Below are 23,482 nucleotides of genomic sequence, written 5' to 3'. Positions count from 1 at the left end.
CTATTATGTATGGTACCTATTATTTCACGGGTATCAGAAATTCGCAATTATTTCGTATAAAGATGCAATTAATCATACTTTAACAAAATCAAAAAAATGACTGTGAGATGAGGATCTCCAGTCACTTTATTCTATCATCTTGACGATTCTGTTTCATTTAAAGGTCCCGTTTCTAATGCTTCAGTCTGTTCTTCGGGATCTTTTGCAGGTACTGAGCGTTTCATAAAGAAGACGAGAATCAACGCTATAACCGAAATAAAAGTTGAAACAAAAAAGGCAAAATTAATCCCGTCTAATGTAGATTGCAACCCAATTTGTATCATCGCTTCTTGAGATAGTTCTCCTCCACCATTTTCACGTAGAGTAGTTTTTGCTAAATCTTCTCCGACTGCGTTTGCTTTATTAGACATAATTGTAATAAGCAACGCTGTACCAATGGCACCAGATACCTGATTAAGTGTATTATTCATCGCCGTACCATGGGGATAAAACCGTGGTGGTAATTGATTCAAACCGTTTGTAGACACAGGCATCATTACCATTGACATACCGAACATTCTAATCGTATGTAATACCATAATATGAATTGCTCCTGTATCCATACCAAGACGACTAAAAAAGAAAGTCGAGATTGTCATAATGCTTAAGCCGGTTAAAGCTAATATTTTCCCACCGAATTTATCAAATAACTTTCCAGTTAGGGGTGACATTGCTGCCATTACTAATGCACCTGGCAGCATCATTAAACCGGCATCAAAAGGGGCAATACCTCGGATATTCTGTACATAGATAGGAATGAGTAGCATCCCTGAGAACATCGCCATATTCACAACCATTGTAATAATCGTTGAGAGAGTAAACATTGGAAATTGAAAAACACCAAAGTTTAACATTGGTTCTTTTTGCTTGTTTTGTCTAATTATAAAAATGAATAGAGAAATAGCACCGACAATGATGGTTAAATAAACGTTTGCAGCACTCCATCCATCATTACCTGCTGAGCTGAATCCATATAAAATACCACCAAACCCAATACTAGACAATAATAATGAAAGAAAATCTAATTTAATTGATTGCTTTTCTTTTTTATCTCTTAACCATATAAAGCCTAATAGTAAAACGATAATTGCAATTGGAGAAATAAAATGAAACAACATTCGCCAATCATAATTTTCGACAATCCACCCTGACAATGTTGGACCTATCGCTGGGGCTGCCATTAATATTAAACCAAATATCCCCATCGCAGAACCACGCTTTTCAACAGGGAAAGAAACGAGCATCACATTCATTAGAACAGGCATTAATATAGCCGAACCAGAAGCCTGCATCATTCTTCCTATAAGTAACATGCTAAAAATATCGGCAAATCCAGCTACAAATGTTCCTAATGTGAACATAAGCATCGCAAATAAAAACAAAATACGAACACTATATTTACGGATTAAGAACGCAGTTGCAGGGATTAAGACCCCATTTACTAACATATAGCCAGTTGTTAGCCACTGGACAGTAGCTGTATCTACATTCAAATCCTCCATGATTGATGGTAAGGCGATATTTAATAGAGTATTGTTTAAAAACGCAATAAACGCACCCACCATTAGGATTGCTAATAATCCATAGGGTGGTGTATTTGAATTTTGGTGATTTGCGGTCATTGTTTCCCCTCCCTATACACATTGTTCAATTGTTTATACCACTATTTCACGTAGGACTTATCATAACTGATATGATTAGTGAATGCAATCATTATATTTCGCTTTGCGAATTTTTTCTTAGGAGAATTTTATGTTATGATACTAATTATTTAAAACTTAAAAATAAGGTGATATTTTTTGAAGGACAGAAAATTACATGTCATTCATTTAGCTCATGAATTATTTATTGAAAAAGGATTTCAAGCTACTTCTATCCAAGATATATTATCTTATACAGGTATATCTAAAGGTACATTCTATAATTACTTTTCATCAAAAGCAGAATTACTAATGGCCATCTTTAAAGATAGTTACAAACTGATGGAAAAGGAGAGAGATGCTTTACTTATCGGCAAAAGCCCACAAAGTATTGATGTTTTCAAGCAGCAAGTGGAACAGCAAGTCATGTTTAATCATAAACATCAGCTCATCTCCTTATTTGATGAAATGTTCATATCAGATGACATAGAACTTAAAGCATTTATAAGAAAAGGTCAGCTCCAGACAATTAAGTGGATTTATTACCGTTTTATTGATCTGTTTGGAGAGAATCGGCGAGCATACCTTCTTGATATGTCAATTATCTTCCTTGGTATTCTTCATCAGTTGAGCAAATATTATACTGAATTATTCCAATCATCGGTCAGTATTACTAAGGTTGTTCAATATAGTGTTGAGAGAATTGTAGAAATGACAAATCAAGTTGCGACAAAAGAAGTTCAACTATTCTCACCTTCATTAATCGATACAGAGATCAATGATTTATTAGGTACTGAAACACAAGATGAAATTAAGTATTTATGTGAACTTATCTTAGAAACGGAAGCACTAACTAAGGACGAAGAATTATTGATACAGTTTATTCAAGACGAACTCCTTTTAAGAAAAAAACCAAGGAAGTTTCTTATTGATAGTGCCTTAGAGACATTAAAACGGACAGATTCAATATGTAATAAAAGTAGTATAATACGGCTTCAGTCTATTGTTCACAACACTTCTTCCCCATCATAAAAAAGATAGATATTCTAACCATTTAGGGTAGAGTATCTATCTTTTTTTAATAAGGTTTATGCTGATAATAAAAATTGGGTGACTTACTTACATTTTTATAAGGTTTATGAAAAATGTGAGTAGTAGCTGGTGATAAAGGGGGAATAAGCCAAGTCCAATCTCCAGTGACTTCTCTCTTGTGTTTTCTTTCCTTCGTTTCAAATTGTTTGAATTGTTCTGCAGCCGTATGATGATCTACAATACTAACTCCGGCCCGTCGAAAAGAATGCATGACAGCTAAATTTAATTCGATTAATGCACGATCTTTCCAAAGTGAAGCATTCGAGCGAATATTTAACTCTAACAATTCTGCTATAATAGGTAACTGATTGTACCTATCTTCATCTGCTAAATTTCTAGCACCTATTTCTGTCCCCATATACCAACCGTTAAAAGGTGCCGCTTCATAAATAAGACCGCCTATTTCCATTTTCATATCAGCAATGATGGGGATTCCATACCATTTTAACTGTAATTCTTTAAACCAAGTATATTCGGGGTGTTCGATTTCTACCTCAACAATTAATTCTGTCGGTATCGTAAACCATTTGGGTTCTTCATTGTTCTTTTGAATAACAAGCGGTAATATATCGAAATGACTATAGGTTGGCTCCCACCCTAGCTCGATGCACTTTTTTGTAAATTCAATAGAAGATGAATCACCTAATATACCATCTTTGGTGTCATATCCAGCATATCTAATCAATTGGTGATTCCATATACGAAAGGTTGTATCACTCTCGTTACTTGGAAATACAGTAATAAAAGGTTTAATTTTCCCACTATTCGTCGCTAGTTTTATGTGCTCAAAAAGCGCCTTTGCTACTTCCTCTTCTGTGTTACATAATCTCTTATCGATGACTTGAAGTGTTTCCCAAAAGAAACGCCCTATACAACGATTACTATTACGCCATGCAAGTTTGCTACCATAAGCCAATTCTTCCTGTAATTGCGTATATGTTCCAGTTGATTCTATTTCATCAAATATCATACTTAATCTTCTATCCGCTTGTTCTTTTGTTTGCCTTGTTTCTTCGTAAAACTGATAAATAAATTCCTGAGCTTTTTGAAATAGTTCTTTAGACAAGATAGACTGAATCCTCCTGAATGTAGATTCGATAATACTATCTTACCATATCCCTTTCGTATATTAGAAAAATCATGGCTTTTCTGTCATTGTTTCTTTCCCGTACATGTTGCCCTTTTCAATATGAAACAACTTCGCCAAATAGGGATTGACAAATAAATGGTTTGGATCAAGTTTTGCTCTCCAAATGAGGAATTCTCTTAGGTGGCTGTATTTACGAGTCAACTCTGAAAGCTTTGCTTGATGAATCTTCCCCCAATGAGGACGCCCATTATACTTATTCATAATTGCTTCCATATCGTTAAAATAGGTTTCATATGGCATACCTTTAAACATATGAAAAGCAATATAAGCTGAATCTCTCCCAAAAGATGGGCTTAACCAAATATTGTCTCTTTTCACGACGCGACATTCGATTGGAAAATGGACCTTGTATTGCTGCTCTTCTATCTTTTTCCTTATTTCATCGAGACAAGCAACCATATGCTCTAACGGAATGGCATACTCCATTTCAACAAACTTTACTTTTCGTGGAGTAGCAAATAAATCATAACTTGGCGCATATTGCTCACTATCACTAATGGCTTTTGCGCTTATACGACTAACTGGTTTCGTTAGATTTGGCCATTTGCGACATAAGACAGATAGAAAACCAAATATATAATTCTCCATTATCATACTTTCCATCTTACGCCATTTTCTTTTCCTCGGCTTCTTGTCTGTTATATTCATTGTTTTTATTTGCACATGGTTAGAAAAGGGGAATAAGAAGCATTCAAAATGGCGATTGTGTTGGATATATAAACTAATATGAGACTTTAAATCACTATAAAGTATTTTCCTACTTTTATAAACATAGGTCGGTGCTTGAATGACCTTTAATTTCACCTTTACAACGATGCCCAACAACCCTAACGAAACGAGCGATGCATCGTACAATTGTGAGTTTACTTGACGAGAGATTAACAGTTCCTCTCCTCCTGCTGTAATCATCACTAGTTCTTCAACTTGTGTAGAAATATTGCCGAATTTCATACCTGTCCCGTGTGTACCAGTTGATATTGCGCCGGCAATACTTTGCGTATTTATATCACCAAGGTTTTCTTGGGCCCAACCTTTCTCACCTAAGTATTTGCCGATTTCATATAATTTGGTACCACCATATACCTCTACTAAACCTTGGTCCTCATCAAAAGAAATCATACCTGATAAACGGTCTAATGAAACGAACCACTCTTCGGTTTGAATTAGATTTGTGAAAGAATGTCCAGATCCTACCACTCTAATCTTCTTCTTTTCCTTTCTTGCATTATTTATAACTTTTATGACATCCTCTATGCTTTGTGGAAAAAATAGTTGCTCAGCATTGAATTGTACATTTTCTGCCCAGTTACGGATAGATGCGAGCGAAGTTTTTCTCATAGGAAACACATCCCTTCCCCTCTATACGTTTTTACAGTTGATGTAGATTGACTTTCCGAGTAGCAATGAATCTCTGTGAACCTTTCACATACCTCCCCAGCTTTCGCAGCTCTAAAAACAACTGCACTTCCTATGGATAAACGTTCTTTTGAATAAGACAATGGTGTTTGCACCTCGCCAGCACCTTCCATTGATAAAAGTCTCATGCCATATGGATATACGGGAAGTGGCATCTTCGTTTGATCAGTAACACCGGAAGCAATGTAACCTCCGCCAAGACATGTATATATATCCGCTTTCGCTTGACGAACAATAGGTATGGCAAAGAAGAGAGCAGGTTCATATTTAATCTCTTGATAATAATCAAAAAGAAGTGGTGAATAAAAGCCTGACCCGACAGTAATTTCCGACACTTGTTCGTCTGTTGCAGTATAATGGATACTACCAGTCCCGCCACCATTCACTAAAGCAGGTGTATACCCTTTTTGTAGTAAAGCTGTAATGATTGCTTCCCTCTTCCGTTTTACTTCTCGCTTTGCTTTTTGTTTCATTAAACGGATAATGGTATTTTTCCCATATGAATGCGGGACGTTATCACCAACGCCAGCAATTTGTGCTTCATATCCCATGATTCCCTTCCAGTGAAGCACATCACTAGCATGAATAGCTTCTACTATAGCTAGGACCTCAGAGGAGCTCCTTAAAGAAGAACGTCGAACCCCAAAATGAAATCCAAAAATATTTGTACTCATATCTATATCTACACAAATTGAAAACTGGCCATTTACAGACTTTGCTAGTTTTATTAAATAATCAACATGCGCTAAAGAATCGACCATGACAGTTATTTCTTTAGGATGCTCTCGAGCAATTAGCATTAGAGAATTTTCATCCATACTTGGGTATCCAAGCAAAATGTCATTAAAACCATCTTTCACTAATACTAAGCTCTCATCAGCAGAATAAGTCATAATACCTTGATAGCATTCATTTGAAGCTAAAATACGCTTGATTACATCAATGGAACGAATAGACTTTGTTGCTACTCTTATTTTTTTGCCTTTTGCATGCATTGCGATGACCTGGCAGTTTCGATCAAGAGCATCTAAATCTAATATAAGTGCAGGCTTCGATAAATTTTCTATTCTTTCCATATCCATTAAATCCCCACCACCATTATTTCGCAAAATATAAGAAAAGCGACTTTCTAATGGAAAGCCGCTCTTGTGCGTTGTATTAAAAATATTATTTAACACCTGTATTCGCTTTAACAGTTACTTCAGCATATTTCTTCTCATCTCGTTTATTTGAAACAACTGCACCAATATAGGCTGCTAGAAATCCTGCTGGAACTGATATGATTGCCGGGTTGGTTAATGGAAATATTGGATCACCAACAAGGATTGCTGTTCCTTCAGGGCTCAATACACTTGGACTAATAGCTACTAGAACAAGTGCAGTAACGAGACCGGTAACCATTCCTGAAATGGCACCCGCTGTGTTGAACTTCTTCCAGTATATTGTATAAATGATAACTGGAAGGTTCGCACTTGCTGCCACACAGAAAGCTAAAGATACTAAGAAGGCAACATTTAACGTTTGCGCAAATAGGGCAAGAATAATCGAAAGTACAGAAACACCAATGGAAGCATATCTTGCGGCTAGCATTTGCTCTCTCTCAGTTGCTTTACCTTTTTTAATAATTTGCCCATAAATATCATGTGCGAAGGCTGAAGCTCCTGAAAGCACAAGCCCAGCAACGACGGCAAGAATGGTTGCAAAAGCAACGGCAGAAACGAATGACATTAGGAAGTCTCCACCAAGTGCTTCAGCTAATAGAGGTGCTGCCATATTACCAGCTGCATTTGCTGCAACGATATCTTGTGAGCCTACAAACGCTGCAGCTCCAAATCCTAGGAAGATCGTTAAGATATAGAATATTCCTACAATCCAAGTAGCTGTGACAACAGAACTTCTCGCTGTTTTAGCATCTTTCACTGTGAAAAACCTCATCAAAATATGAGGAAGTCCAGCAGTACCTAATACAAGAGCGACCATCATTGACAATGTGTCAACACCGTTCGTATATTTCACACCTGGGTTTAAATAAGATTCACCGTGGGATGTTACCGTTTTCATTTGCTCAAACATACCGAGAATATTAAAGTTAAACTCTTTTAATACAAGGAATGAAATAATGACTGTTCCTATCATTAATAGTGCTGCTTTAATAATTTGAACCCAACTAGTTGCCGTCATTCCGCCAAATAAAACATAAGTTGTCATCATGACACCAACGATTACAACAGCAATCCAGTAATCAATACCCAACAATAATTGTATAAGTGCACCAGCTCCAACTAATTGAGCAATCATATAGAAAATAACAATCGTTAACGTACTAATTGCTGCGACTCCTCGAACTTTCTTTTCACTAAATCTGGCACTAATCATATCAGCAATTGTATATTTACCCAAATTTCTAAGTGGTTCCGCAACTATATATAATACGACTAAATAGGCTACTAAGTATCCAATTGAATAGAAGAAACCATCAAACCCGAATAATGCAATCGCGCCCGCAATACCTAAAAAGGAAGCGGCTGATAAATAATCACCAGCAATCGCTAAGCCATTCTGCCAACCGGTTAATCCCCCTCCGGCTGTATAAAACTCACTTGCTGTATTCGTGCGTTTTGCTGCCCAATAAGTGACCACCAATGTCATTGCTACGATTAATACGAATAAAGTTAAACCAATTCCACTCATAATTAACGTTCTCCTTGTGTTTTATGACTTTCAATGATTTGTTCTGCATCTTTATCAAATTTTGCAGCTTTTTTAACGTAAATCATGCATAAAACCCAAGTCATCACAAATTGTGCAAACGCATACATCCAAGTCCATGTAATAGAACCAATTGCCGGTTGATTAAGCACATTCGTAAACGAAGTCAGTATCGGTAGCATAAAATAAAAGAGCATGAAAAAAATAATCATTGGTACTAAAAAGGCTTTCTTAGCACTTAATAAACTTTTAAAAGCTGAACTACTTGCCACAACCTCATAATCTACATTCTCTTCCTTTTGGTCATGCGCTTTCGCTAAGTTATCCAATGGATCCCCTCCCATTTTCTGAAATATATGTATATTCTAAAAAATATAATTAATATATGCAATAGTATTTGTACTAAAAGAAAAGATTTATTTTTAGACAAGTTTCGACAATAACAAGAAATTTTAATATAATAGAAAGTAAATTATTTACTATAGTTTGCGAGGGAAATCATGAAGAGAGTACGTCTATTAAAAGACTATCAAAATTTTCAAAAAGGTACCCCTTTTCTCGTCATTACTGAATCTGAATTTATAGGTGTAAAAGAATATGTATTAAGAACATATGATTTACATCATCGATTACTAATCACCGACAAGGAATACGCCACATTGTTTTCACAAATTTGGAAAAACGAACCTCTTCTGTGACGCTTGCTTGTCTGATTGCATAAGAAGGCTTATAATAATGAGAGAATAAGAACGGTAAGGGTGAAAAGAACATGCTCGATGGTTGGTTTATGTGGTTTATACTTTTTTGGGTTGTCATATTAGTAATCCTTATGTCCATTGGTGGTTTCTTTATGTTCCGAAAGTTTTTAAAACGGCTGCCTAAAGCTGACGGTAAATCTGATATGGATTGGGAAGAATATTACGTAAGACAAACACAGCATTTATGGGGACAACAAGAAAAAGAGTTATTAAATGATCTCGTTAGTCCAGTACCAGAACTTTTTCGTGATGTTGCCAGACAAAAGATAGCTGGAAAAATTGGGGAATTAGCTGTAAAGGAAAAAGCAACAAAGATAACAGAGGAAATTCTCATCCGCGGCTACATAATTGCTACTCCAAAAAAAGATCATAAATTTCTAAGAAAAAAATTGGCACAAAAAGAAATCAACATGACACCATATGAACATCTTTTTTAAAACGAAGCAGAAATTGCACAATAACAAAGAAGCACCTTTAAAAGTTAGGACACTCTTAAAGGTGCTTCTTTTCTTGTTAAGTAGTTGGTCTTGATCTAACTTGTTTGACATTTACCGCTTTGTCCATTTTGCGAAATTGAACGAACATTGCCATACGCCATGGAACAATCATCGCAAATGCTAATAAGTAAAACATTCCTGCAAGTGCACCTATGTCTATAGTCGAACTTAGCATCAGTTTGGCAACGAGCCGAATAATAAGTAAACCTATTAAGATAAATATAAACGCTTTCGATTTCTTTAAATAGATTTCGTCTTCCTTCTTTTCAAATTTAGTCGTTTTGATTAATATTAAGGAAAACAATGCCCCTACTATAACAGCTTCCATTAATTCAATTGGCGTAACGCGAAAATAGGGAAAAATAAACATTAATGCCCCCGTACTCATAAACACGGGAGGTAAAATTATCTTCTTAATCGTGACTGGATGATTAGCTGCCTTCATTCGGATGAACATAGCTAATACTGCCATAGAAACAGCTCCAATTGATGTCAACAACACCATGTCCATAAAAAACATCCTTTTACAATAAAATCAATGACACTTATTATTATAGCTAATTCCTATTCAATAGTAAATTATATGTATGATATTAAGATAACACTCGCGATACTGCATCTATCACTCTAACTTCATCAAATGGTTTGATGATAAAATCTTTTGCCCCAGCTTCGATCGCTTCTACTACCATTTTTTGTTGACCCATGGCTGAACACATAACAATTCTAGCTGTTGGGTATTCAGCTCTAATTTTTCTCATTGCTTCTAATCCACTCATCTCTGGCATTGTAATATCCATTGTCACAAGGTCTGGTGTTAATTCTTCATATAAAGCAATGGCTTGTTTACCATTCTCCGCTTCGCCCACAATATCATGATTGGCTTTTTTTAATATATTTGTTAAAGTCAGCCTCATAAATTTTGCATCATCTACTACTAGTATCTTTGCCACCTATTATTCCTCCTCCAAACACATCCGCTACAACATCTCATATTAAAGAACTACGATTTCAAAGTAATATCACTCATTACAATATATCTAATTTTTCTAATAATTTCAATTTAAACCCAACGACAATTTTCGCAAGGAACAAAAAGCGAGTTTTCCTCGCTTTTTAATCCAATTATCACTGTTAAAAACCAGTAAAACCACCTGTCAACATAGTGAGAAGGGAGATTATATCAGTCATCCAATCAAAAAACAAGACGACACCCATTACTATCATTAAAATCCCACCAATTCTCATAATCTTTACATTATGTTTTTTAATCCATTTTATTTTACCGATAAAGAAAGACAATATTAAAAATGGCACAGCAAATCCAATAATATAGGCAATCATATAAAATAGGCCAGATCCAGGATTTGTCGCTGAAAGTAAAATAACTGATGCTAAAATAGGTCCAGAGCAAGGTGTCCAACCAGCAGCAAAGGCTAAACCTATTAAAACTGAACCGAAGTAACCAGTCGGTCGATTTTTAAAATCAAATCTCCTTTCTTTCATTAAAAATGCTGGTTTAAGTAAACCTAAGATCACTAGACCAAATATAACAATAAAAATGGCTCCAATTTGACGGATGAGGTCAGCATATTCATAAAAAAAGTTACCTATATAAGAAGAACCAAAGCCGATGGCAATAAACACAATTGAAAATCCTAATAAAAAGCATAGCGTATGTATCAAACTACGTTTTTGTAGCAGTGCATTCTCCGTTTTTAATTCACCTACGCTCATTCCAGTGATATACGATAAAAATGCCGGATATAATGGTAAACAGCATGGCGAGATGAAACTCAAAAAGCCTGCACCAAGAGCAATAATAAAATTCACATCAGTCATACCAACACCTCCATACCTTCCCCTTTTTCCTTCCCCATTCTATCAAAACATTATGAGAAAAGAAATTAATCTTTTTGAATAATTTGTGTCTAACATTTAACACACACGTTAAACACCAGTTTTATTTCGATATTGTATCAATCTCGTTGAATCATTTGGTGAAATGTATAATGAATGTAAAAAGTTTTACATAAGTTTCTTTTGAATTAATTACCATTATTCGCTATAATTAATAAAAGTATATTTGGGACAAAATAGAAACTACTTCATGGTTAGAACAAAATCGCAGAGGAGTTTTAGGTGCGTGAACAAACAAGACTTACTACTATTAATTGAACAAAAAAGACGAGAACTGATACAAACCGCTATGAGAAACGGCCTCAACTCTGCTTCTGCCATAAAATATAGTCAGGAGTTAGATTCTTTATTAAATGAATATAATCGTCTTTACGAGAGCAGACTCACATTAAATAGACAAGCATAAAAGGCTAACACTTGGATTAAACAAGTGACGTGATATCAGAGAATTCGACAATATGATACTGACTAAAGAAATAGACCAAAGCTAAAGTTTAGCTTTGGTCTATTTCTTAGTTGCAATGAAGAACCGAAAAATAAAGTTTGCTCTGTTTCTATCTATATGCAATTGAACCTAGTAACTTTATCTAACTATAGTTCGTAAGTTATTTTCCAGGTTGTTGCTTATTCATCGCATTCATCATTTGGTTAATTTTCTTCTGAGACGGCTTCTAGGAAAACACAACCAAACGTTGATATATCAAGGGTTCTTATCAAAATAATACGTACTTTTCCTGCTGAGAAAAATATACCATTTATCAATCAACAAGTCTAGTAAAAATAAACTCAAGCTACTATTTAAGGTTAATCTTTTACTAGTTTCTACTATAATATATTGTTCAGAAGTAGATTCCGACACATTCAAAACTTCCGAAGTATTAGAACCTAGTTTTCAACACATTAATACACCAAATCATCCTCATAAATCTCTTCTTCAGTTTGATAATCAAACGCTTTAATATCAACACTAACCACCTCATTAATATCTATAGATACTTCTTCCCCAGCTACAATTAACTTCAAATCACCTGTAGCAGCATGTATAAGTAACTGTTCTAGTTCACTTCTTTTTGACTCTGATAAAAATCCAATATTCAATGTGATCTCTCCATTTATGTAATTCATTTAAATCTCTCCCTTTTATAAGTTTTTTTATTTACTTTTATCTCTGAGGGAACGGGATAACCTCCCCATCCCCTCTATACATTTGTAAGCTGCCAATCATCCTCGACATAATTTACACCAATGTAGATATACTTTTGAGTTAAAAAGCTAAATATACTTGTGTTATACATATGCCTGATAATCCTTTTAGCATATTGTTCATAGGTGATATCATCATGCATAATCTCGCCCAGGACAATTAACTTTGTGTTTGGTGTTTCCTCATAGATACCTGGCAACACCTCGTGAACCCTGTGCAGATACACTTGCTTATCATCAAAAGCAATGCACATCTCGTGGTTAAATAGATAAGCGACTGGATAATACTCGTAGTGATTGTCAACCTGGAATCTTAATTTTAATTCTATTAAGTCGATTTTCATGATTCACCTCTTGACTATTTTATGTCGTCAAATTCTAACTTGATTATACAATGACGTATTTTTGTAGTCAAGTGTTATTTTAGATTTTTTTACTACTTTATGTAGTCATGATATGTTATTATTTATTTGGGGTGAGGAAACATGGCTATGAGGGCAAAATCAAACTTAAAAAACATACTAGATGAAAGAAATATACCAATAAGACAATTAGCTAAAGATACAGGGATTCAATTTGAAACACTTAGAAGGCTTTATCATGATACAAGTAAACAATATTCTAGGGATACGATAGGTAGAGTTTGCGAGGTATTAAAAATTGAAGTAAGTGATCTTCTTATACTTGTTGAAGACGAAAAAAACCACCAACAATAATCTGTCGGTGGTCTATTTGTGGTTCAACTTTTAAAAATTTCTCTAATGAAAAAATCTTCAATCGCCTCCACTGCATCTTTTCCTTTTTCTTCATCCCTGCCAAAAGACACGTGAATAAGAAATCCATTCTCATTCCTCTCTTTAGCTGTAAGCTTTACCTCTTCTTCGGTTATATTAATATGGTATTTACTAAAATCTATCATTTGGTACCTCATACTTTAATTAAATTTGAAAAAGAAAACTTTATACACCCCGCAAGGATTGTAAGTCCAGATCAGAACTAATTCTTCAATCAAAAGATCTCTCTAATAAAAAATTCTCTTATTGCTTCCACTGCTTCCTTGTGTTCCTCTTCATCTCTAGTAAATGTTGCTTCTATTATAAACCCATCTTTATTTGGTTCAATAGAAACCAGCTTTACAAAGTCCTCTGTTTTGGTAATATGATATTTACTAAAATCTATCATTAAATTACACACCCCCTGCTATGTGAAATTTTCACATATTATTAATAAAATAAATACAGGGAGTTGATGGGAAAAAGTATTGCTATCTTCTATCAAAACTTTTATTGCGATTCGTTAGCGACTGCTTCGGATCATTTTCGAACCTGACCTCAAATTAATTTTATTGGACAACTGATAAAGACTCAGTTTATTTTTATACTCTTTTTTCTTCTTTTTTAATCCATAATAATCATAAATTAGTTCCACTGTCTCATTCAAAAAATTGTAGCACGTTCCAATGTTCATTAATGGATCATGCTTACCTTTTAAAATGTGCGTCATATTGTTTTCATGTTTCAATAATTGATATGAATCAAGTCCATGAACTTCTCCTGAATAAATTTGATAGTACAACATGTATTCCACTTCTAATTCTAAGTATTTACATAAGGCTTTAAAGCTTTTCAATTTCCCATTAAAGTTGTACCAATATTTACGTGATTCTCCGCTCTTCAGGCCTAAGCTTTTAGCATAACCTTCGGTAACATCTCCAATAAAATTTTCACTAGTGCTCTTTTTAAAGTCCTTTTTAATTTCGTCTTTGGTTGTGTTTAAAAAAGACCTTACATCACTAGCAACTAAATTATCATCTATTAATTCTTGATATATCTTAATAGATTTCAAATGAGAAGAATATAAATAAGCTCTCCCCCTCTGATAAGTCTCTTTTTCTAAAATATATTTCAAGTAAACATAATTTTCCATAACCATCCTAGAAATTGCATTTAATGAATATCTGTCATCGACATCAATTAAACGTATTAAAGATCCAATTTTCCCATGCATATCTTCAAATAACCCTACAATTGCCATATCGTGCATATCAAATTGCCTATTATACTCAGGAGCAAATACCTCATCGAATATAACTTGTGATAATAGGTTGGATTCAATATGTGCCTTTTTTAAAAGTTTGATCAAACATATGTCCTCCTTACACTTAACATTATCGTTTTTTTCTAATTTCACGAATCTTTAACTGTGCAGATGAAATATCCTCTTGAGTCAATGATTCCAGACTGTATACAATATAATCAAATAAAAGTATGATCTTTAAAGAATTTACTTTGCTTCCATATTTCATATCTGCTCCATGTAATATCGCATTTCTACTAATAAATGATTTTAATTTTTCTCCATGCTTAAAAGAAACTAGAATGTTATCTTTATAATATTTGTTGATAGCTTTATTAAAACTCCATATTATATCATTTTCTTTGTTAAACACTATATCTAATAAAGTATTTATAATTTCACCATTTACATAGCCAGTTACCTGAAAAGAATCAATAAGCAAGCCCTCAAATTGAGAAAGTAAAGTAGGAACAGCTACATTATAAAAACCTAGATTGTGTGCCATTATTACTTCTCTTAATATGGGAATTCTACCATTTAGACTCTCTCTTTTTTCCCACAGTGAATGGAGATCATTTATTAAGTCTTGATCATAGTAGTCCAACATTATCTGATCAATAATTGTCTTCGTATAGTTAGAATCCTCTTTGTAAAAATTTGCAATCATTCTTATGGTTGGGATATCTAAAGCCGAATGAGGAGGATAGCCCATAGCGACAATAGCAAGCTTAAATACATCCAAGTCTTGCTCAGTTTCTTCCAGTAATGTTTTCCAATCAAACTGGTTAATTTCTTTCATATAGTCATTTATTGCATTACGTATTCCTGAAGTAATATCTTCCGTAATTTTCGAAGCGCTAATTATTCCTTCTAGTAAATTATTCTCTAATTTAACTGAATCTACAAGCTTAGTTATCTGATTCATCAATTGTCTCCCTTAATAATATTTTAAGCTAATTATAGAACTTCAATTGTTGTTATACTTTATTACTTAACCGAAACTCTCAACCTATATATTTTACCATCATATTCCTATAAAAGTTAACTAAACAGTGGATATTTTATGATAAATAAAGAAAATTTTAACTATTATATGGTATAATTTAACTATATTAGGAAGTGCTATATTGTTGAAACTTTTTTACCGTATCCCCAGGCTATAAATACCTAAACTTTGAAGATAATATTTTAGTCAAGATACAAGAGTAAAAATGGTTCTTCGAGGTCATTAAAGCAAAATAAAAAACCTTCTCCTAAACGCCCAAGTTATAGAAGAAGGTACCGCAAATAATGAATTGCCTAGGGAAGAAGATACTTCTTCTCTAGGTGATAACTGTTACTATTATAGCATTTCTACAAATTAAATTCGTAACATATTGTAAAACAAGTCATAAAGAAACCTTGCCACTTTTTCTTTCCTCTATCTTGTATGGCCATAAGATCATCTCCTTACAACTATTATAGAACAAGCGTTCCTATTTGTATAATATTTATAATAACAGCGTTAGGTCTTTAGTCCTGAGAAAATCGGTCACAAAAATACCATTCACCTAAATTAAAATTAGGAAAAATAGTAATAAACTATTATTTCTTATTTATTTAGTGTCAATTTACAATATTAGACTTTTATTCTATCAACAAATACCTTATACTGGAATTTGACAGGAAATAAATATCCAATTTTGTTAAAAAGAGGCCTCTTAAACACAAATGAACTATTTTCTGAAAAAAATGTAAGGGATGATAAATCTATGAAAAAACTATTTCTAATACTTACGCTTAGTCTTGGAGTTAGCGTATTTCACTTAGCAAGTGATGCCAGTGCATCTGAAAATAATAGCTATCCCACCCTAAAAGAGGTTAACCAGTTGAATGAAGAGCTTCAAATCTTAGTTGATGAGGCAAATGAGAAGCTCGAAAATGGAGAAGAGAATATTGAAGTATCTTCAGAAAATATGACTTTAGGATTCAACGTTAAAGATAATACTACCGTTAGTAAAAATAATGTAGGTATTCAAGCAATTGGATCTAAAAGCTATCAAGCATTTGTAGCAAATACATCAGGATTTAATTTTAGGCACGGAGTAAGTGGGAAATTCACATGGGACGGCAGTTTACTTAAGGCCATTACTTATGTCGAAGATCTTAGTGGAACAATGTATGGTAAATCAGCTAGCACAAACATTCAGGGAGTAGACGGCACTATTGGAAGAGATGCAAAGATAGGAAAATTAACAAGTAAAGGGACTTTTACTGCATTAAAATGGTCACCAATCTCTTATTATACTACTCTTGTTGTTGATTTTTATGCACCTACAAAAAGCTATAGAATCATTACAGCAAAAATCAGCAGTTAATATAGAAGGGAGCTTAAGCTTATGTCGAAAATTACTAAGGGTTTAACGTTTTTATTAATACTAATTATAGCTTTATTCGTTGGTTCGGGATCTGTGTTTGCTGATGTTCATATTACTAATTTTAGTGGCACAACAAAGGAAAGTACTGCATCCCACCCAAAAAATTATCATCACTTCTACTCAAGTAAAGATACAATAAATGTTAAATTTAAGGTAGATAAATTTATAAAGACTCATAAAAAAAAGCGTGTATATGTTGAAGTACAAAAAAGCAACGGACTTTGGTGGAGCACAAAAGCCACGAAGTCAGTGACGAGTACAAGTCAGATAAGCTTTAATGTCAGTTCTGGAGATGGCGATTATCGTTTAGTGATATATGATGAAGCAGAGCGTACTGGATATGATAAGCCACCACTTTACTATGCTAAATCTAGTAAATACTCTGGTTCTGTAACAGGACTATAGTCTATTTCTAAAAAGATTGTTTCAGATATAGTTGAAACAATCTTTTTAATTTAGTATTATTTGGATAATGTCGAGTGAATGACAAATCAAATTAAGGAGCACAAAGAAAATGGATTTATTTATGGTTTTTGTAATTTTTATTATACTTTTAATAATCAGTTCTGTGTTGAATATACTGCTGAAAAACACCAGAAAAAGAGACTGGCTAATTTCTTTATTCATAAGCATTGTCTTGAGCGTAATAATCTATGCCTTATTAAAAGGTTAATATTATGTTCCATAAATTTTACTTTCATCCCAAAGAAACAAGCATACTCGCTTCTTTGGGACATTTTTAATAATTTCAGTAAAGCATCCTATAATATATATCTAGTAATTTTGTTAACAATCGACTATTTGGTCAGGTTTGATTTCTTTTGCACCTTTATTTTATTGAATAAAAAACCTTTTACCTCCAACTTCTATTTAGGTGTATAATGAAATAACTCTTTTATTTACTATAAATTTCTTCGTATTAATTCTTCCGTTGCTTTTGATATTACTGTTTCTAAACTTGTGTTTTTATCAGGGGTGGTTTTGGCATGCACTAATTCAGAACTAGAAAATTCATTAAGAATTATCTTTTCTCTATATATCCTATTAGCTGAATCACGGTACTTAATATGAAAAGTTCTCACTTCTTTATTAGCGTTATTTTCTATTCTTATAGATGTTGAAAATTGTTGACCAGGAGCAATAAAGTGATTTTTTAATTTTAAAAATGGCTGTCTGCTATAAATTACATCTCTATATTCTGGATAGTAATTTATTGATTCTATTGTTGCTCCAGTGTTGCCAAAGTTTTTGATTACTAGATATGTGTGTATACTTTTTGATACTTGAACATCAGTTTCATAAATGACTACATAAGGTCTATTAGCTTCTTCAATAGAATACCTTGTTAATTTAAGTGACTTACTAGAAATAATGATAGCAATTAAAGATGTTATAAGACTAACTATAATTGCTGCTATTTGTATCCAATCAGTTGTTTCCATAGTAAAATAATCCTCCTTTTCATTTATTTTACTATAAAAGACATTTTATTAGGTATTCATTAGTAATTCTATTTAAGGATAAATTCATTTTAACCCTAATTACACTTGCAATAAAGTTAATATTCTTATATAATTTTAAATTCTTGCCAAAAAGTATAAAAATAATCTACAAAATAATTGGTAAGATAATAATTTACTCTCTTCAGTAATTTTATCTCAGTCCATACATTTCCCATACGGTAAAAATTATTACAATGAAGTAGATGTAACATTAGATAAATTAGACAATATGAATAGAAATGAGGAGGAAACTAATAAATGAGAAAGCGTTTGAAAATTATTAAGCATAAACATATCCAAGAAAAAGCTGCAGAAGAAATCCAGAGATTAATGCCTGAATATATTCTAGTAAACTTAGTAAAGGCAATAAATAAACATTTTTAATGTAATAGAGTAGATTGTTAAACATTTACAATCTACTCTATTTTTTGTATAGCATTATTAATAGAATTTAACAGGAGGTATTAACAGTGAGAGCCAATTGGTCTTTAGAGGAAACTGAATTACTAAAAAAAATTTATCACATAAAAACTTCAAATGAATTACAGGAATTCTTCCCACAATATACTAATACACAGATTTTAAGAAAGGCTAAGAGACTAGGACTAAAGAAGAGCCCTGCAGTGGCTAAACAATCTAGACTATCTAATTCTATCATTCAACGTAATGACTTATGGTCTGATGAAGAAAAAAGGATTGTACTAGAAAACTATGAACAATTAGGTGCAAAAGGAGTTAAAGAATTACTCAACAATCATAGATCAGAAGAACAAATAAAAAAGACTGCGTATAGACTTGGTGTAAGAAGAGAACAGAAAACAACTATATGGGAACAAACTGAAATTAATATTTATCAGGAGAGATTTCTTTCTGTAGAATTTGTCTATAAAAGGAGGTAATTATGCGCAAGCATCATATTCAACAAAAAAATAATTTCGTTGAATATGTAGTTGTTTAAGAAAAAATTTTATTGCAGAAAGGTTGGGGGTAACAGTTAGACAATTAAGGAAATATGAGAAACAAGAAAGCTTGATACCTATTGATAAGGCCTATTTATTAGCTCGTATGTTGAATGTGAAGGTTGATGAGTTGTATGAGGTAGTTTATGAAGATTAAAAAACGAGTCTTTAATACTATAAAAAAAGAAAAATAATCCATAAATACGAATCTTTGTATGTTACAATCCATATATACTTGGTAATTACATGCAAAATCAGGGGGATTAGAATGAAGAAAGCATTTGTAACAATTCTAACAACAAGTTTTATATTGTTTGCTTGCGGGGGAAACGAAGAAACTACAAAAGAAGAGAAACCTAAAAAAGAAGTAAATGTAGAAATTCAAAAAACAAATGACGATAACACTCAAGAAAAATTAAGTGCTCAATTAAAAGAAGAAGCTACTAAAGCTGATTTTGTTGAATTAAATGTTGATAATCCACCTAATGGTAAAAAAGTATTTATTGACGGAGAAGTAAGTTCACTTATAAAAGATGATTTTGTAAGTGAGTTCATTTTAACCTCAAAAGAAAATGACGGTTATGGAATGTATAAAATTAAATTGCTTGACTCTACTGATCAAGACTTTAACGAGGGTGATCAGGTAAGAATTTACGGAGGAGTTTCGGGTAAAGATGACACAGGCACCCCTGAAATATTAGCGAGTATATTAGAAAAGAAATAAAAATAGCCCTCTCAAATGAGAAAGGGCTATTTTATTAGAATGAACCTTTATTTAATCCACGTTGGAGTTCTTTAACTACTACTGAAGGTCTGCTTAAAGATCCATCTTGAACAGTGCCAAGGTGTTTTTGTAAAGCCTTAATAGTGTTTTTACCAAGTAACCCATCAGCTTTAGAGCCAACTTTTTTCTGTAAGGCTTTCACCATCGTGCTACCTTTTTTACCATTTCCGAAATCGATTGTTGTTCCGTAAAATGCTGTTGTAACACTGTTGCGAGTCTGGTCGCTAATGATGCCATCTATTGGTGTACCTAATGCCTTTTGCAGCGCTTTAGTTGTTGAGTTACCCCATTTACCATCTACGGTTAAATTAGCTTTAGGTTTTGATTTTGATGGCTTAGAATCAACCTTTTTCCCAAATGTGTCTGTTCCATAACCTTCATAATTATATTGAAGGTGTGGCTTATCGATAAAACTTTTCCAATCTCCACCCCATTCAAAACCAAGGCGCTTAGCTTCTTTAAGGGCTTTTTTTACATCGGCTGCACCATATCCATTCCAAAGTGTTTCACCTTTTGCATTTACAGGAACAAAATCCAAAGCCTGTCCTACCAAATGATAAGAACGCATAGTTTGAGAAGTACCTTTATTAACATTCTCACGTTGCTTTGCTTCTGATCTGATCGTTTCATAGATAAGGATATTTATATTATCTTTTTCTAGGTACTCATGCCATTGAATAGCTTTTGCTTTAGTGTTATCTGCAAGTTTAGCAATGTTGTTCAAGTTTCTTTCTTTATAAATTAATCCCATTTTTATCACTCCTTAAAATAATTAAAGCCATCCTAATTGGATGACTTAGTAACCCCTGTTCGTTTCGCACCTAATTCAAATAAGCCAGTTGCTGATAACCCTGCTAATCCACCTGACCAAATCCTTAATACCAAATCAAGGTCAGTAAATGGTGTAGCGATTACACCAATAACAAGCCCAATAACTACTGCTATAAGTGGTAAATAGTTCTTTTTAACACTGAAAGTACGTTTTACTAGCTCAACTACAGCGAGAATAATCGGGAGCAAAACTGTTGAAAAAATTAAAATTTCTTCCATTTATAACACCTCTTTTATTTTGTTAAAGCTTCTACTATTATGTAGATTAAGCCACCCGAACCTAATAGAATAAATCCTAGCTTCCAGAATTGCTCCTGGGAAAACTTTTTACCATTAAGCACATGGTCGAGTAACTTTTGAGTCATCTCTTGTTGTTTACCAGATTCCTTAAGCACAGTCATTTCAGTTTCTGTTAATTTATTTCTGATTTCGCTATTTAGCTTCTCTTGTTCGAGTCGATACTGTTCGAGTGATTGTATCCTGTTTTCATGATCATCAACTCTGTTATTAATGTCCACTCATCTCTCGACTCCTTTCTGTTTTCATTAAAATAAAAAAGACCATCCAATAGGACAGTCAGTTATTTTGTATTTAGTTTTTAGTGTTCTTCAAGGATTTCGTTCATCTCTTCTATTTGAAAAGATAATAATTTCATATAGTTGTCATATTCATCTGAATCCATTGTCTCGTTATAACTGGCATCTAATGCGACTTCATACATACTAATAGTTTCTAAGACATTTTCTTTTAGCTTTTGTGCATTTTCATATTCAACTGACTCTGACAAAATTTTAACCTCAGCTTCTTCAAATTGATTATTGAGGTCAATATTTCTATCGAATCCTTCATTGACTTTCCACTCACTAAGTTCTAATTCATTTGTGAAACTGGTGTAGTCAGTAAAATAATCAGCAGTCTCTTTTATTAGGGGGATATATGCTTCGTCTAAAACTGCTCTGAAGTTACTGAATTCTTTATAGTCTTTATAGAACTTAATCCCAAACAAGCTAATACCCACAACTAAAATAGCCAAAATTGCAATAGTCGCTTTTCTCTTCATTGGCTTTATTCTCCTCTAGTCTTTACAATTATGTTAAATTCCGAGATTAATACTACCATATTTTCGATAAATAGGAAATAAGTAATTGTATTTTAGTCCTATTTAGCTGACGTCATTGGTAAGAACACCTTATATTTACCGCACAAAATGTTCCAAGGTTTGGTAATCAGCTTATTTTCAAACCCAGTTCTTTACCTGTTGCAATCATCAAACTATTGAGAACTAGTTTATCGGGTCTTAGAAAATTATGATAATACTCTTGATTATTTTTTTGTAATTGATAAATCAGTTCTTTATTGTTAAATAACCTTGTAGTCTGTTTAACACATTCTTCAACCGTAGTAAATTCTAAATAATTTTTATCTTGCGAGAAATCCCCTGTAACTTCATAATGTAATTTTTCAGATACTATTGCCTTGCTTGCAGCAATATATTCTCCAAGTTTCCAACCATTTGATTTGTGTAGACCTATTGTTGATATGCAAATATCAGAGTTCTTTACTAATCTCATAAAATTCATTCTGTTTGTTATAGATTCATCCAATAAACAATCTGGATAATTTTGTTTAGCAAAATCTCTAATTGAAAATCCCCCTATAAAATTATTTCCATATTCCTTTTTTAAACCTCTAATACACTCTGCTCTAAAATTATCAATTTCAAATGTCTCATTAAAATCAAGACCATCCTCATTACTCCAAGTTCGAGTTATAAATAATATCATGGGACTCGAATCAATCTTTCTTGGTAGGAATTCAAAATCATCCACATAAAAATTTTGATGATAATTCTTTCCTAATATTTCTTTTGTGTACCATTTCAATTGACTAATTAAGCTTTGATCCACTGGTTTATCTAGTATATTACCTTTTGTAGTTACATGATAATTAAAACCTATGGGATAAATATTGTAGTTATATTGACTATGATAGCTCTCATTAAAACTTCTCTTGAAATAGAAATCTGCATTTTTAGCATATTCCCTTACTATTTGTTGATCAAATACATACCCATCTGCCATGTCGTAAAGTATGTTCATTTTATTATTTAAGATAACTTCAACAATACCTGTAAATGGATGTTTATTTGTTCTGTTAATTTCTAAATCAATTATCCCTTTGTTTTTCAACATCATGAATCCAGTAACTATTTGACTAATGTGGCCTTCATCTTTTTTATTCGAAAGATTCAATTTACATATTAATTTCATCAGAGTTCACACGCCCTTTACAAAGAATATATTGTTCTTTATAAAGATTATAAACTATTAATTCCTAAATAGTTTAAGGAAAAGAACTAAAAAACACCATAATAATATGCTTCTTTTTTTCAATAATAGTTTTTATTTTATTTCAGCGATTTATCCATGTTTCCCAATTGTGGAATCTTCTTTTTCGCTTCTCTTTTAGAATTGGCTTTTACTATAGTT

32 protein-coding genes are annotated in these 23,482 nt (G+C 33.0%); 11 read left to right on the top strand and 21 right to left on the bottom strand.

Going from position 1 to position 23,482, the window contains the following annotated elements; translation table 11 throughout:
* Positions 1 to 134: 134 nt before the first annotated feature.
* Complete coding sequence (locus MKX78_RS10960; RefSeq protein ID WP_095369418.1) at positions 135 to 1,661, bottom strand: DHA2 family efflux MFS transporter permease subunit; 1,527 nt, start codon at positions 1,659 to 1,661, stop codon at positions 135 to 137.
* 177 nt (positions 1,662 to 1,838) lie between these two features.
* Between MKX78_RS10960 and MKX78_RS10955 the strand changes: the two genes are divergently transcribed.
* Positions 1,839 to 2,711 carry a TetR/AcrR family transcriptional regulator gene (locus MKX78_RS10955; protein ID WP_328199183.1) on the top strand — a complete coding sequence of 291 codons (873 nt, stop codon included), beginning with the start codon at positions 1,839 to 1,841 and terminating at the stop codon, positions 2,709 to 2,711.
* A 46-nt stretch (positions 2,712 to 2,757) separates the two neighbouring features.
* Here the strand turns inward: MKX78_RS10955 and MKX78_RS10950 are convergent, their stop codons facing one another.
* The 5 genes from MKX78_RS10950 to MKX78_RS10930 all read right to left on the bottom strand — a co-directional run bounded on the left by MKX78_RS10950 (position 2,758) and on the right by MKX78_RS10930 (position 8,375).
* Entirely contained in the window at positions 2,758 to 3,837 is a 1,080-nt protein-coding gene (locus tag MKX78_RS10950; protein ID WP_095369420.1) for a nitric oxide synthase oxygenase, read from the bottom strand.
* A 72-nt stretch (positions 3,838 to 3,909) separates the two neighbouring features.
* Complete coding sequence (locus MKX78_RS10945; protein ID WP_341050908.1) at positions 3,910 to 5,259, bottom strand: D-arabinono-1,4-lactone oxidase; 1,350 nt, start codon at positions 5,257 to 5,259, stop codon at positions 3,910 to 3,912.
* A complete protein-coding gene (locus tag MKX78_RS10940) occupies positions 5,256 to 6,419 on the bottom strand; it encodes an alanine racemase (RefSeq protein WP_340974652.1) in 1,164 nt (387 codons plus the stop codon). The genes MKX78_RS10945 and MKX78_RS10940 overlap by 4 nt, the downstream gene beginning before the upstream one ends.
* 85 nt (positions 6,420 to 6,504) lie before the next feature.
* Positions 6,505 to 8,028: a solute symporter family protein gene (locus tag MKX78_RS10935; RefSeq protein ID WP_095369422.1), complete on the bottom strand. Its 1,524-nt coding sequence runs from the start codon at positions 8,026 to 8,028 to the stop codon at positions 6,505 to 6,507.
* Positions 8,029 to 8,030: 2 nt separating this feature from the next.
* Positions 8,031 to 8,375, bottom strand: coding sequence for a DUF485 domain-containing protein (locus MKX78_RS10930; RefSeq protein WP_233435262.1), 345 nt, complete (start codon positions 8,373 to 8,375; stop codon positions 8,031 to 8,033).
* 171 nt (positions 8,376 to 8,546) lie between these two features.
* Between MKX78_RS10930 and MKX78_RS10925 the strand changes: the two genes are divergently transcribed.
* Entirely contained in the window at positions 8,547 to 8,744 is a 198-nt protein-coding gene (locus tag MKX78_RS10925) for a hypothetical protein (protein ID WP_341050906.1), read from the top strand.
* A gap of 71 nt (positions 8,745 to 8,815) precedes the next feature.
* Positions 8,816 to 9,241 carry a DUF2621 domain-containing protein gene (locus MKX78_RS10920; protein ID WP_095369425.1) on the top strand — a complete coding sequence of 142 codons (426 nt, stop codon included), beginning with the start codon at positions 8,816 to 8,818 and terminating at the stop codon, positions 9,239 to 9,241.
* 76 nt (positions 9,242 to 9,317) lie between these two features.
* Here MKX78_RS10920 and MKX78_RS10915 read toward each other — a convergent pair whose 3' ends face one another.
* From MKX78_RS10915 to MKX78_RS10905, 3 genes are all read right to left on the bottom strand, one after another.
* Entirely contained in the window at positions 9,318 to 9,812 is a 495-nt protein-coding gene (locus tag MKX78_RS10915; protein ID WP_095369426.1) for a CcdC family protein, read from the bottom strand.
* A gap of 82 nt (positions 9,813 to 9,894) precedes the next feature.
* A complete protein-coding gene (locus tag MKX78_RS10910) occupies positions 9,895 to 10,254 on the bottom strand; it encodes a response regulator (protein WP_095369427.1) in 360 nt (119 codons plus the stop codon).
* 181 nt (positions 10,255 to 10,435) lie between these two features.
* Positions 10,436 to 11,143, bottom strand: coding sequence for a cytochrome c biogenesis CcdA family protein (locus MKX78_RS10905; RefSeq protein ID WP_307314300.1), 708 nt, complete (start codon positions 11,141 to 11,143; stop codon positions 10,436 to 10,438).
* Positions 11,144 to 11,447: 304 nt separating this feature from the next.
* Here MKX78_RS10905 and MKX78_RS10900 point away from each other — a divergent pair, with 304 nt between their 5' ends.
* Positions 11,448 to 11,627, top strand: coding sequence for an aspartyl-phosphate phosphatase Spo0E family protein (locus MKX78_RS10900; protein ID WP_095369429.1), 180 nt, complete (start codon positions 11,448 to 11,450; stop codon positions 11,625 to 11,627).
* A 494-nt stretch (positions 11,628 to 12,121) separates the two neighbouring features.
* On the opposite strand, the gene MKX78_RS10895 is transcribed toward MKX78_RS10900, so the two are convergent.
* Together MKX78_RS10895 and MKX78_RS10890 are read right to left on the bottom strand one after the other, a co-directional pair.
* Positions 12,122 to 12,346: a hypothetical protein gene (locus MKX78_RS10895; protein ID WP_341050902.1), complete on the bottom strand. Its 225-nt coding sequence runs from the start codon at positions 12,344 to 12,346 to the stop codon at positions 12,122 to 12,124.
* 74 nt (positions 12,347 to 12,420) lie between these two features.
* Positions 12,421 to 12,768, bottom strand: a complete 348-nt coding sequence (locus MKX78_RS10890) for a hypothetical protein (protein WP_341050899.1) — start codon at positions 12,766 to 12,768, stop codon at positions 12,421 to 12,423.
* Positions 12,769 to 12,909: 141 nt separating this feature from the next.
* Here MKX78_RS10890 and MKX78_RS10885 point away from each other — a divergent pair, with 141 nt between their 5' ends.
* Positions 12,910 to 13,140, top strand: coding sequence for a helix-turn-helix domain-containing protein (locus MKX78_RS10885; RefSeq protein ID WP_341050896.1), 231 nt, complete (start codon positions 12,910 to 12,912; stop codon positions 13,138 to 13,140).
* A gap of 23 nt (positions 13,141 to 13,163) precedes the next feature.
* Here the strand turns inward: MKX78_RS10885 and MKX78_RS10880 are convergent, their stop codons facing one another.
* From MKX78_RS10880 to MKX78_RS10865, 4 genes are all read right to left on the bottom strand, one after another.
* Positions 13,164 to 13,343, bottom strand: coding sequence for a hypothetical protein (locus tag MKX78_RS10880; protein WP_341050894.1), 180 nt, complete (start codon positions 13,341 to 13,343; stop codon positions 13,164 to 13,166).
* 89 nt (positions 13,344 to 13,432) lie between these two features.
* Positions 13,433 to 13,606, bottom strand: coding sequence for a hypothetical protein (locus tag MKX78_RS10875; protein WP_341050893.1), 174 nt, complete (start codon positions 13,604 to 13,606; stop codon positions 13,433 to 13,435).
* A 114-nt stretch (positions 13,607 to 13,720) separates the two neighbouring features.
* The gene (locus tag MKX78_RS10870; RefSeq protein WP_341050890.1) at positions 13,721 to 14,566 is read right to left on the bottom strand and encodes a DUF5677 domain-containing protein; all 846 of its coding nucleotides are present in this window, start codon (positions 14,564 to 14,566) and stop codon (positions 13,721 to 13,723) included.
* Between the two features lie 25 nt (positions 14,567 to 14,591).
* On the bottom strand, positions 14,592 to 15,425 hold the full coding sequence (locus tag MKX78_RS10865) for a hypothetical protein (RefSeq protein ID WP_341050888.1): 834 nt from the start codon (positions 15,423 to 15,425) through the stop codon (positions 14,592 to 14,594).
* 826 nt (positions 15,426 to 16,251) lie between these two features.
* On the opposite strand from MKX78_RS10865, the gene MKX78_RS10860 reads away from it, so the two are divergent.
* Entirely contained in the window at positions 16,252 to 16,857 is a 606-nt protein-coding gene (locus tag MKX78_RS10860; RefSeq protein WP_341050886.1) for a hypothetical protein, read from the top strand.
* 21 nt (positions 16,858 to 16,878) lie between these two features.
* A complete protein-coding gene (locus tag MKX78_RS10855; protein ID WP_341050884.1) occupies positions 16,879 to 17,322 on the top strand; it encodes a hypothetical protein in 444 nt (147 codons plus the stop codon).
* Between the two features lie 497 nt (positions 17,323 to 17,819).
* Here the strand turns inward: MKX78_RS10855 and MKX78_RS10850 are convergent, their stop codons facing one another.
* Entirely contained in the window at positions 17,820 to 18,359 is a 540-nt protein-coding gene (locus MKX78_RS10850) for a hypothetical protein (RefSeq protein ID WP_341050882.1), read from the bottom strand.
* A 318-nt stretch (positions 18,360 to 18,677) separates the two neighbouring features.
* Here MKX78_RS10850 and MKX78_RS10845 point away from each other — a divergent pair, with 318 nt between their 5' ends.
* The 4 genes from MKX78_RS10845 (at position 18,678) to MKX78_RS10835 (ending at position 20,102) form a co-directional block, all read left to right on the top strand.
* Positions 18,678 to 18,803, top strand: a complete 126-nt coding sequence (locus MKX78_RS10845; protein ID WP_341050880.1) for a hypothetical protein — start codon at positions 18,678 to 18,680, stop codon at positions 18,801 to 18,803.
* 86 nt (positions 18,804 to 18,889) lie between these two features.
* Positions 18,890 to 19,318 (top strand): hypothetical protein, encoded by a 429-nt coding sequence (locus MKX78_RS10840; protein WP_341050879.1) that lies wholly within the window; start codon positions 18,890 to 18,892, stop codon positions 19,316 to 19,318.
* Between the two features lie 82 nt (positions 19,319 to 19,400).
* Positions 19,401 to 19,535, top strand: a complete 135-nt coding sequence (locus MKX78_RS24510; protein WP_445662661.1) for a helix-turn-helix domain-containing protein — start codon at positions 19,401 to 19,403, stop codon at positions 19,533 to 19,535.
* A gap of 111 nt (positions 19,536 to 19,646) precedes the next feature.
* Positions 19,647 to 20,102, top strand: coding sequence for a hypothetical protein (locus MKX78_RS10835; RefSeq protein ID WP_341050878.1), 456 nt, complete (start codon positions 19,647 to 19,649; stop codon positions 20,100 to 20,102).
* Between the two features lie 34 nt (positions 20,103 to 20,136).
* Here the strand turns inward: MKX78_RS10835 and MKX78_RS10830 are convergent, their stop codons facing one another.
* From MKX78_RS10830 to MKX78_RS10810, 5 genes are all read right to left on the bottom strand, one after another.
* Complete coding sequence (locus MKX78_RS10830; protein ID WP_341050876.1) at positions 20,137 to 20,913, bottom strand: M15 family metallopeptidase; 777 nt, start codon at positions 20,911 to 20,913, stop codon at positions 20,137 to 20,139.
* A gap of 32 nt (positions 20,914 to 20,945) precedes the next feature.
* Complete coding sequence (locus MKX78_RS10825) at positions 20,946 to 21,212, bottom strand: holin (RefSeq protein ID WP_341050875.1); 267 nt, start codon at positions 21,210 to 21,212, stop codon at positions 20,946 to 20,948.
* 14 nt (positions 21,213 to 21,226) lie between these two features.
* On the bottom strand, positions 21,227 to 21,511 hold the full coding sequence (locus MKX78_RS10820) for a hypothetical protein (protein ID WP_341050874.1): 285 nt from the start codon (positions 21,509 to 21,511) through the stop codon (positions 21,227 to 21,229).
* 80 nt (positions 21,512 to 21,591) lie between these two features.
* Complete coding sequence (locus MKX78_RS10815) at positions 21,592 to 22,053, bottom strand: hypothetical protein (protein ID WP_341050872.1); 462 nt, start codon at positions 22,051 to 22,053, stop codon at positions 21,592 to 21,594.
* 166 nt (positions 22,054 to 22,219) lie between these two features.
* Positions 22,220 to 23,263 carry a glycosyltransferase family 1 protein gene (locus MKX78_RS10810; protein WP_341050870.1) on the bottom strand — a complete coding sequence of 348 codons (1,044 nt, stop codon included), beginning with the start codon at positions 23,261 to 23,263 and terminating at the stop codon, positions 22,220 to 22,222.
* Positions 23,264 to 23,482: the final 219 nt, after the last annotated feature.

This window comes from Cytobacillus sp. FSL R5-0569 (assembly GCF_038007265.1).
Lineage (GTDB): Bacteria > Bacillota > Bacilli > Bacillales > Cytobacillaceae > Cytobacillus > Cytobacillus kochii.
The sequence above is the reverse complement of the archived record's forward strand: the minus strand, read 5'-3'. Positions and strand labels throughout refer to the sequence as shown.

Excerpts from the sequence above, each read along its gene's own strand:
- MKX78_RS10960 (WP_095369418.1), bottom strand. The coding sequence starts at position 1,661 with ATGACCGCAAATCACCAAAATTCAAATACACCACCCTATGGATTATTA.
- MKX78_RS10945 (WP_341050908.1), bottom strand. The coding sequence starts at position 5,259 with ATGAGAAAAACTTCGCTCGCATCTATCCGTAACTGGGCAGAAAATGTA.
- MKX78_RS10940 (WP_340974652.1), bottom strand. The coding sequence starts at position 6,419 with ATGGATATGGAAAGAATAGAAAATTTATCGAAGCCTGCACTTATATTA.
- MKX78_RS10935 (WP_095369422.1), bottom strand. The coding sequence starts at position 8,028 with ATGAGTGGAATTGGTTTAACTTTATTCGTATTAATCGTAGCAATGACA.
- MKX78_RS10925 (WP_341050906.1), top strand. The coding sequence starts at position 8,547 with ATGAAGAGAGTACGTCTATTAAAAGACTATCAAAATTTTCAAAAAGGT.
- MKX78_RS10920 (WP_095369425.1), top strand. The coding sequence starts at position 8,816 with ATGCTCGATGGTTGGTTTATGTGGTTTATACTTTTTTGGGTTGTCATA.
- MKX78_RS10915 (WP_095369426.1), bottom strand. The coding sequence starts at position 9,812 with ATGGACATGGTGTTGTTGACATCAATTGGAGCTGTTTCTATGGCAGTA.
- MKX78_RS10905 (WP_307314300.1), bottom strand. The coding sequence starts at position 11,143 with ATGACTGATGTGAATTTTATTATTGCTCTTGGTGCAGGCTTTTTGAGT.
- MKX78_RS10895 (WP_341050902.1), bottom strand. The coding sequence starts at position 12,346 with ATGAATTACATAAATGGAGAGATCACATTGAATATTGGATTTTTATCA.
- MKX78_RS10890 (WP_341050899.1), bottom strand. The coding sequence starts at position 12,768 with ATGAAAATCGACTTAATAGAATTAAAATTAAGATTCCAGGTTGACAAT.
- MKX78_RS10885 (WP_341050896.1), top strand. The coding sequence starts at position 12,910 with ATGGCTATGAGGGCAAAATCAAACTTAAAAAACATACTAGATGAAAGA.
- MKX78_RS10880 (WP_341050894.1), bottom strand. The coding sequence starts at position 13,343 with ATGATAGATTTTAGTAAATACCATATTAATATAACCGAAGAAGAGGTA.
- MKX78_RS10875 (WP_341050893.1), bottom strand. The coding sequence starts at position 13,606 with ATGATAGATTTTAGTAAATATCATATTACCAAAACAGAGGACTTTGTA.
- MKX78_RS10865 (WP_341050888.1), bottom strand. The coding sequence starts at position 15,425 with ATGAATCAGATAACTAAGCTTGTAGATTCAGTTAAATTAGAGAATAAT.
- MKX78_RS10860 (WP_341050886.1), top strand. The coding sequence starts at position 16,252 with ATGAAAAAACTATTTCTAATACTTACGCTTAGTCTTGGAGTTAGCGTA.
- MKX78_RS10855 (WP_341050884.1), top strand. The coding sequence starts at position 16,879 with ATGTCGAAAATTACTAAGGGTTTAACGTTTTTATTAATACTAATTATA.
- MKX78_RS10850 (WP_341050882.1), bottom strand. The coding sequence starts at position 18,359 with ATGGAAACAACTGATTGGATACAAATAGCAGCAATTATAGTTAGTCTT.
- MKX78_RS10845 (WP_341050880.1), top strand. The coding sequence starts at position 18,678 with ATGAGAAAGCGTTTGAAAATTATTAAGCATAAACATATCCAAGAAAAA.
- MKX78_RS10835 (WP_341050878.1), top strand. The coding sequence starts at position 19,647 with ATGAAGAAAGCATTTGTAACAATTCTAACAACAAGTTTTATATTGTTT.
- MKX78_RS10830 (WP_341050876.1), bottom strand. The coding sequence starts at position 20,913 with ATGGGATTAATTTATAAAGAAAGAAACTTGAACAACATTGCTAAACTT.
- MKX78_RS10825 (WP_341050875.1), bottom strand. The coding sequence starts at position 21,212 with ATGGAAGAAATTTTAATTTTTTCAACAGTTTTGCTCCCGATTATTCTC.
- MKX78_RS10815 (WP_341050872.1), bottom strand. The coding sequence starts at position 22,053 with ATGAAGAGAAAAGCGACTATTGCAATTTTGGCTATTTTAGTTGTGGGT.
- MKX78_RS10810 (WP_341050870.1), bottom strand. The coding sequence starts at position 23,263 with ATGAAATTAATATGTAAATTGAATCTTTCGAATAAAAAAGATGAAGGC.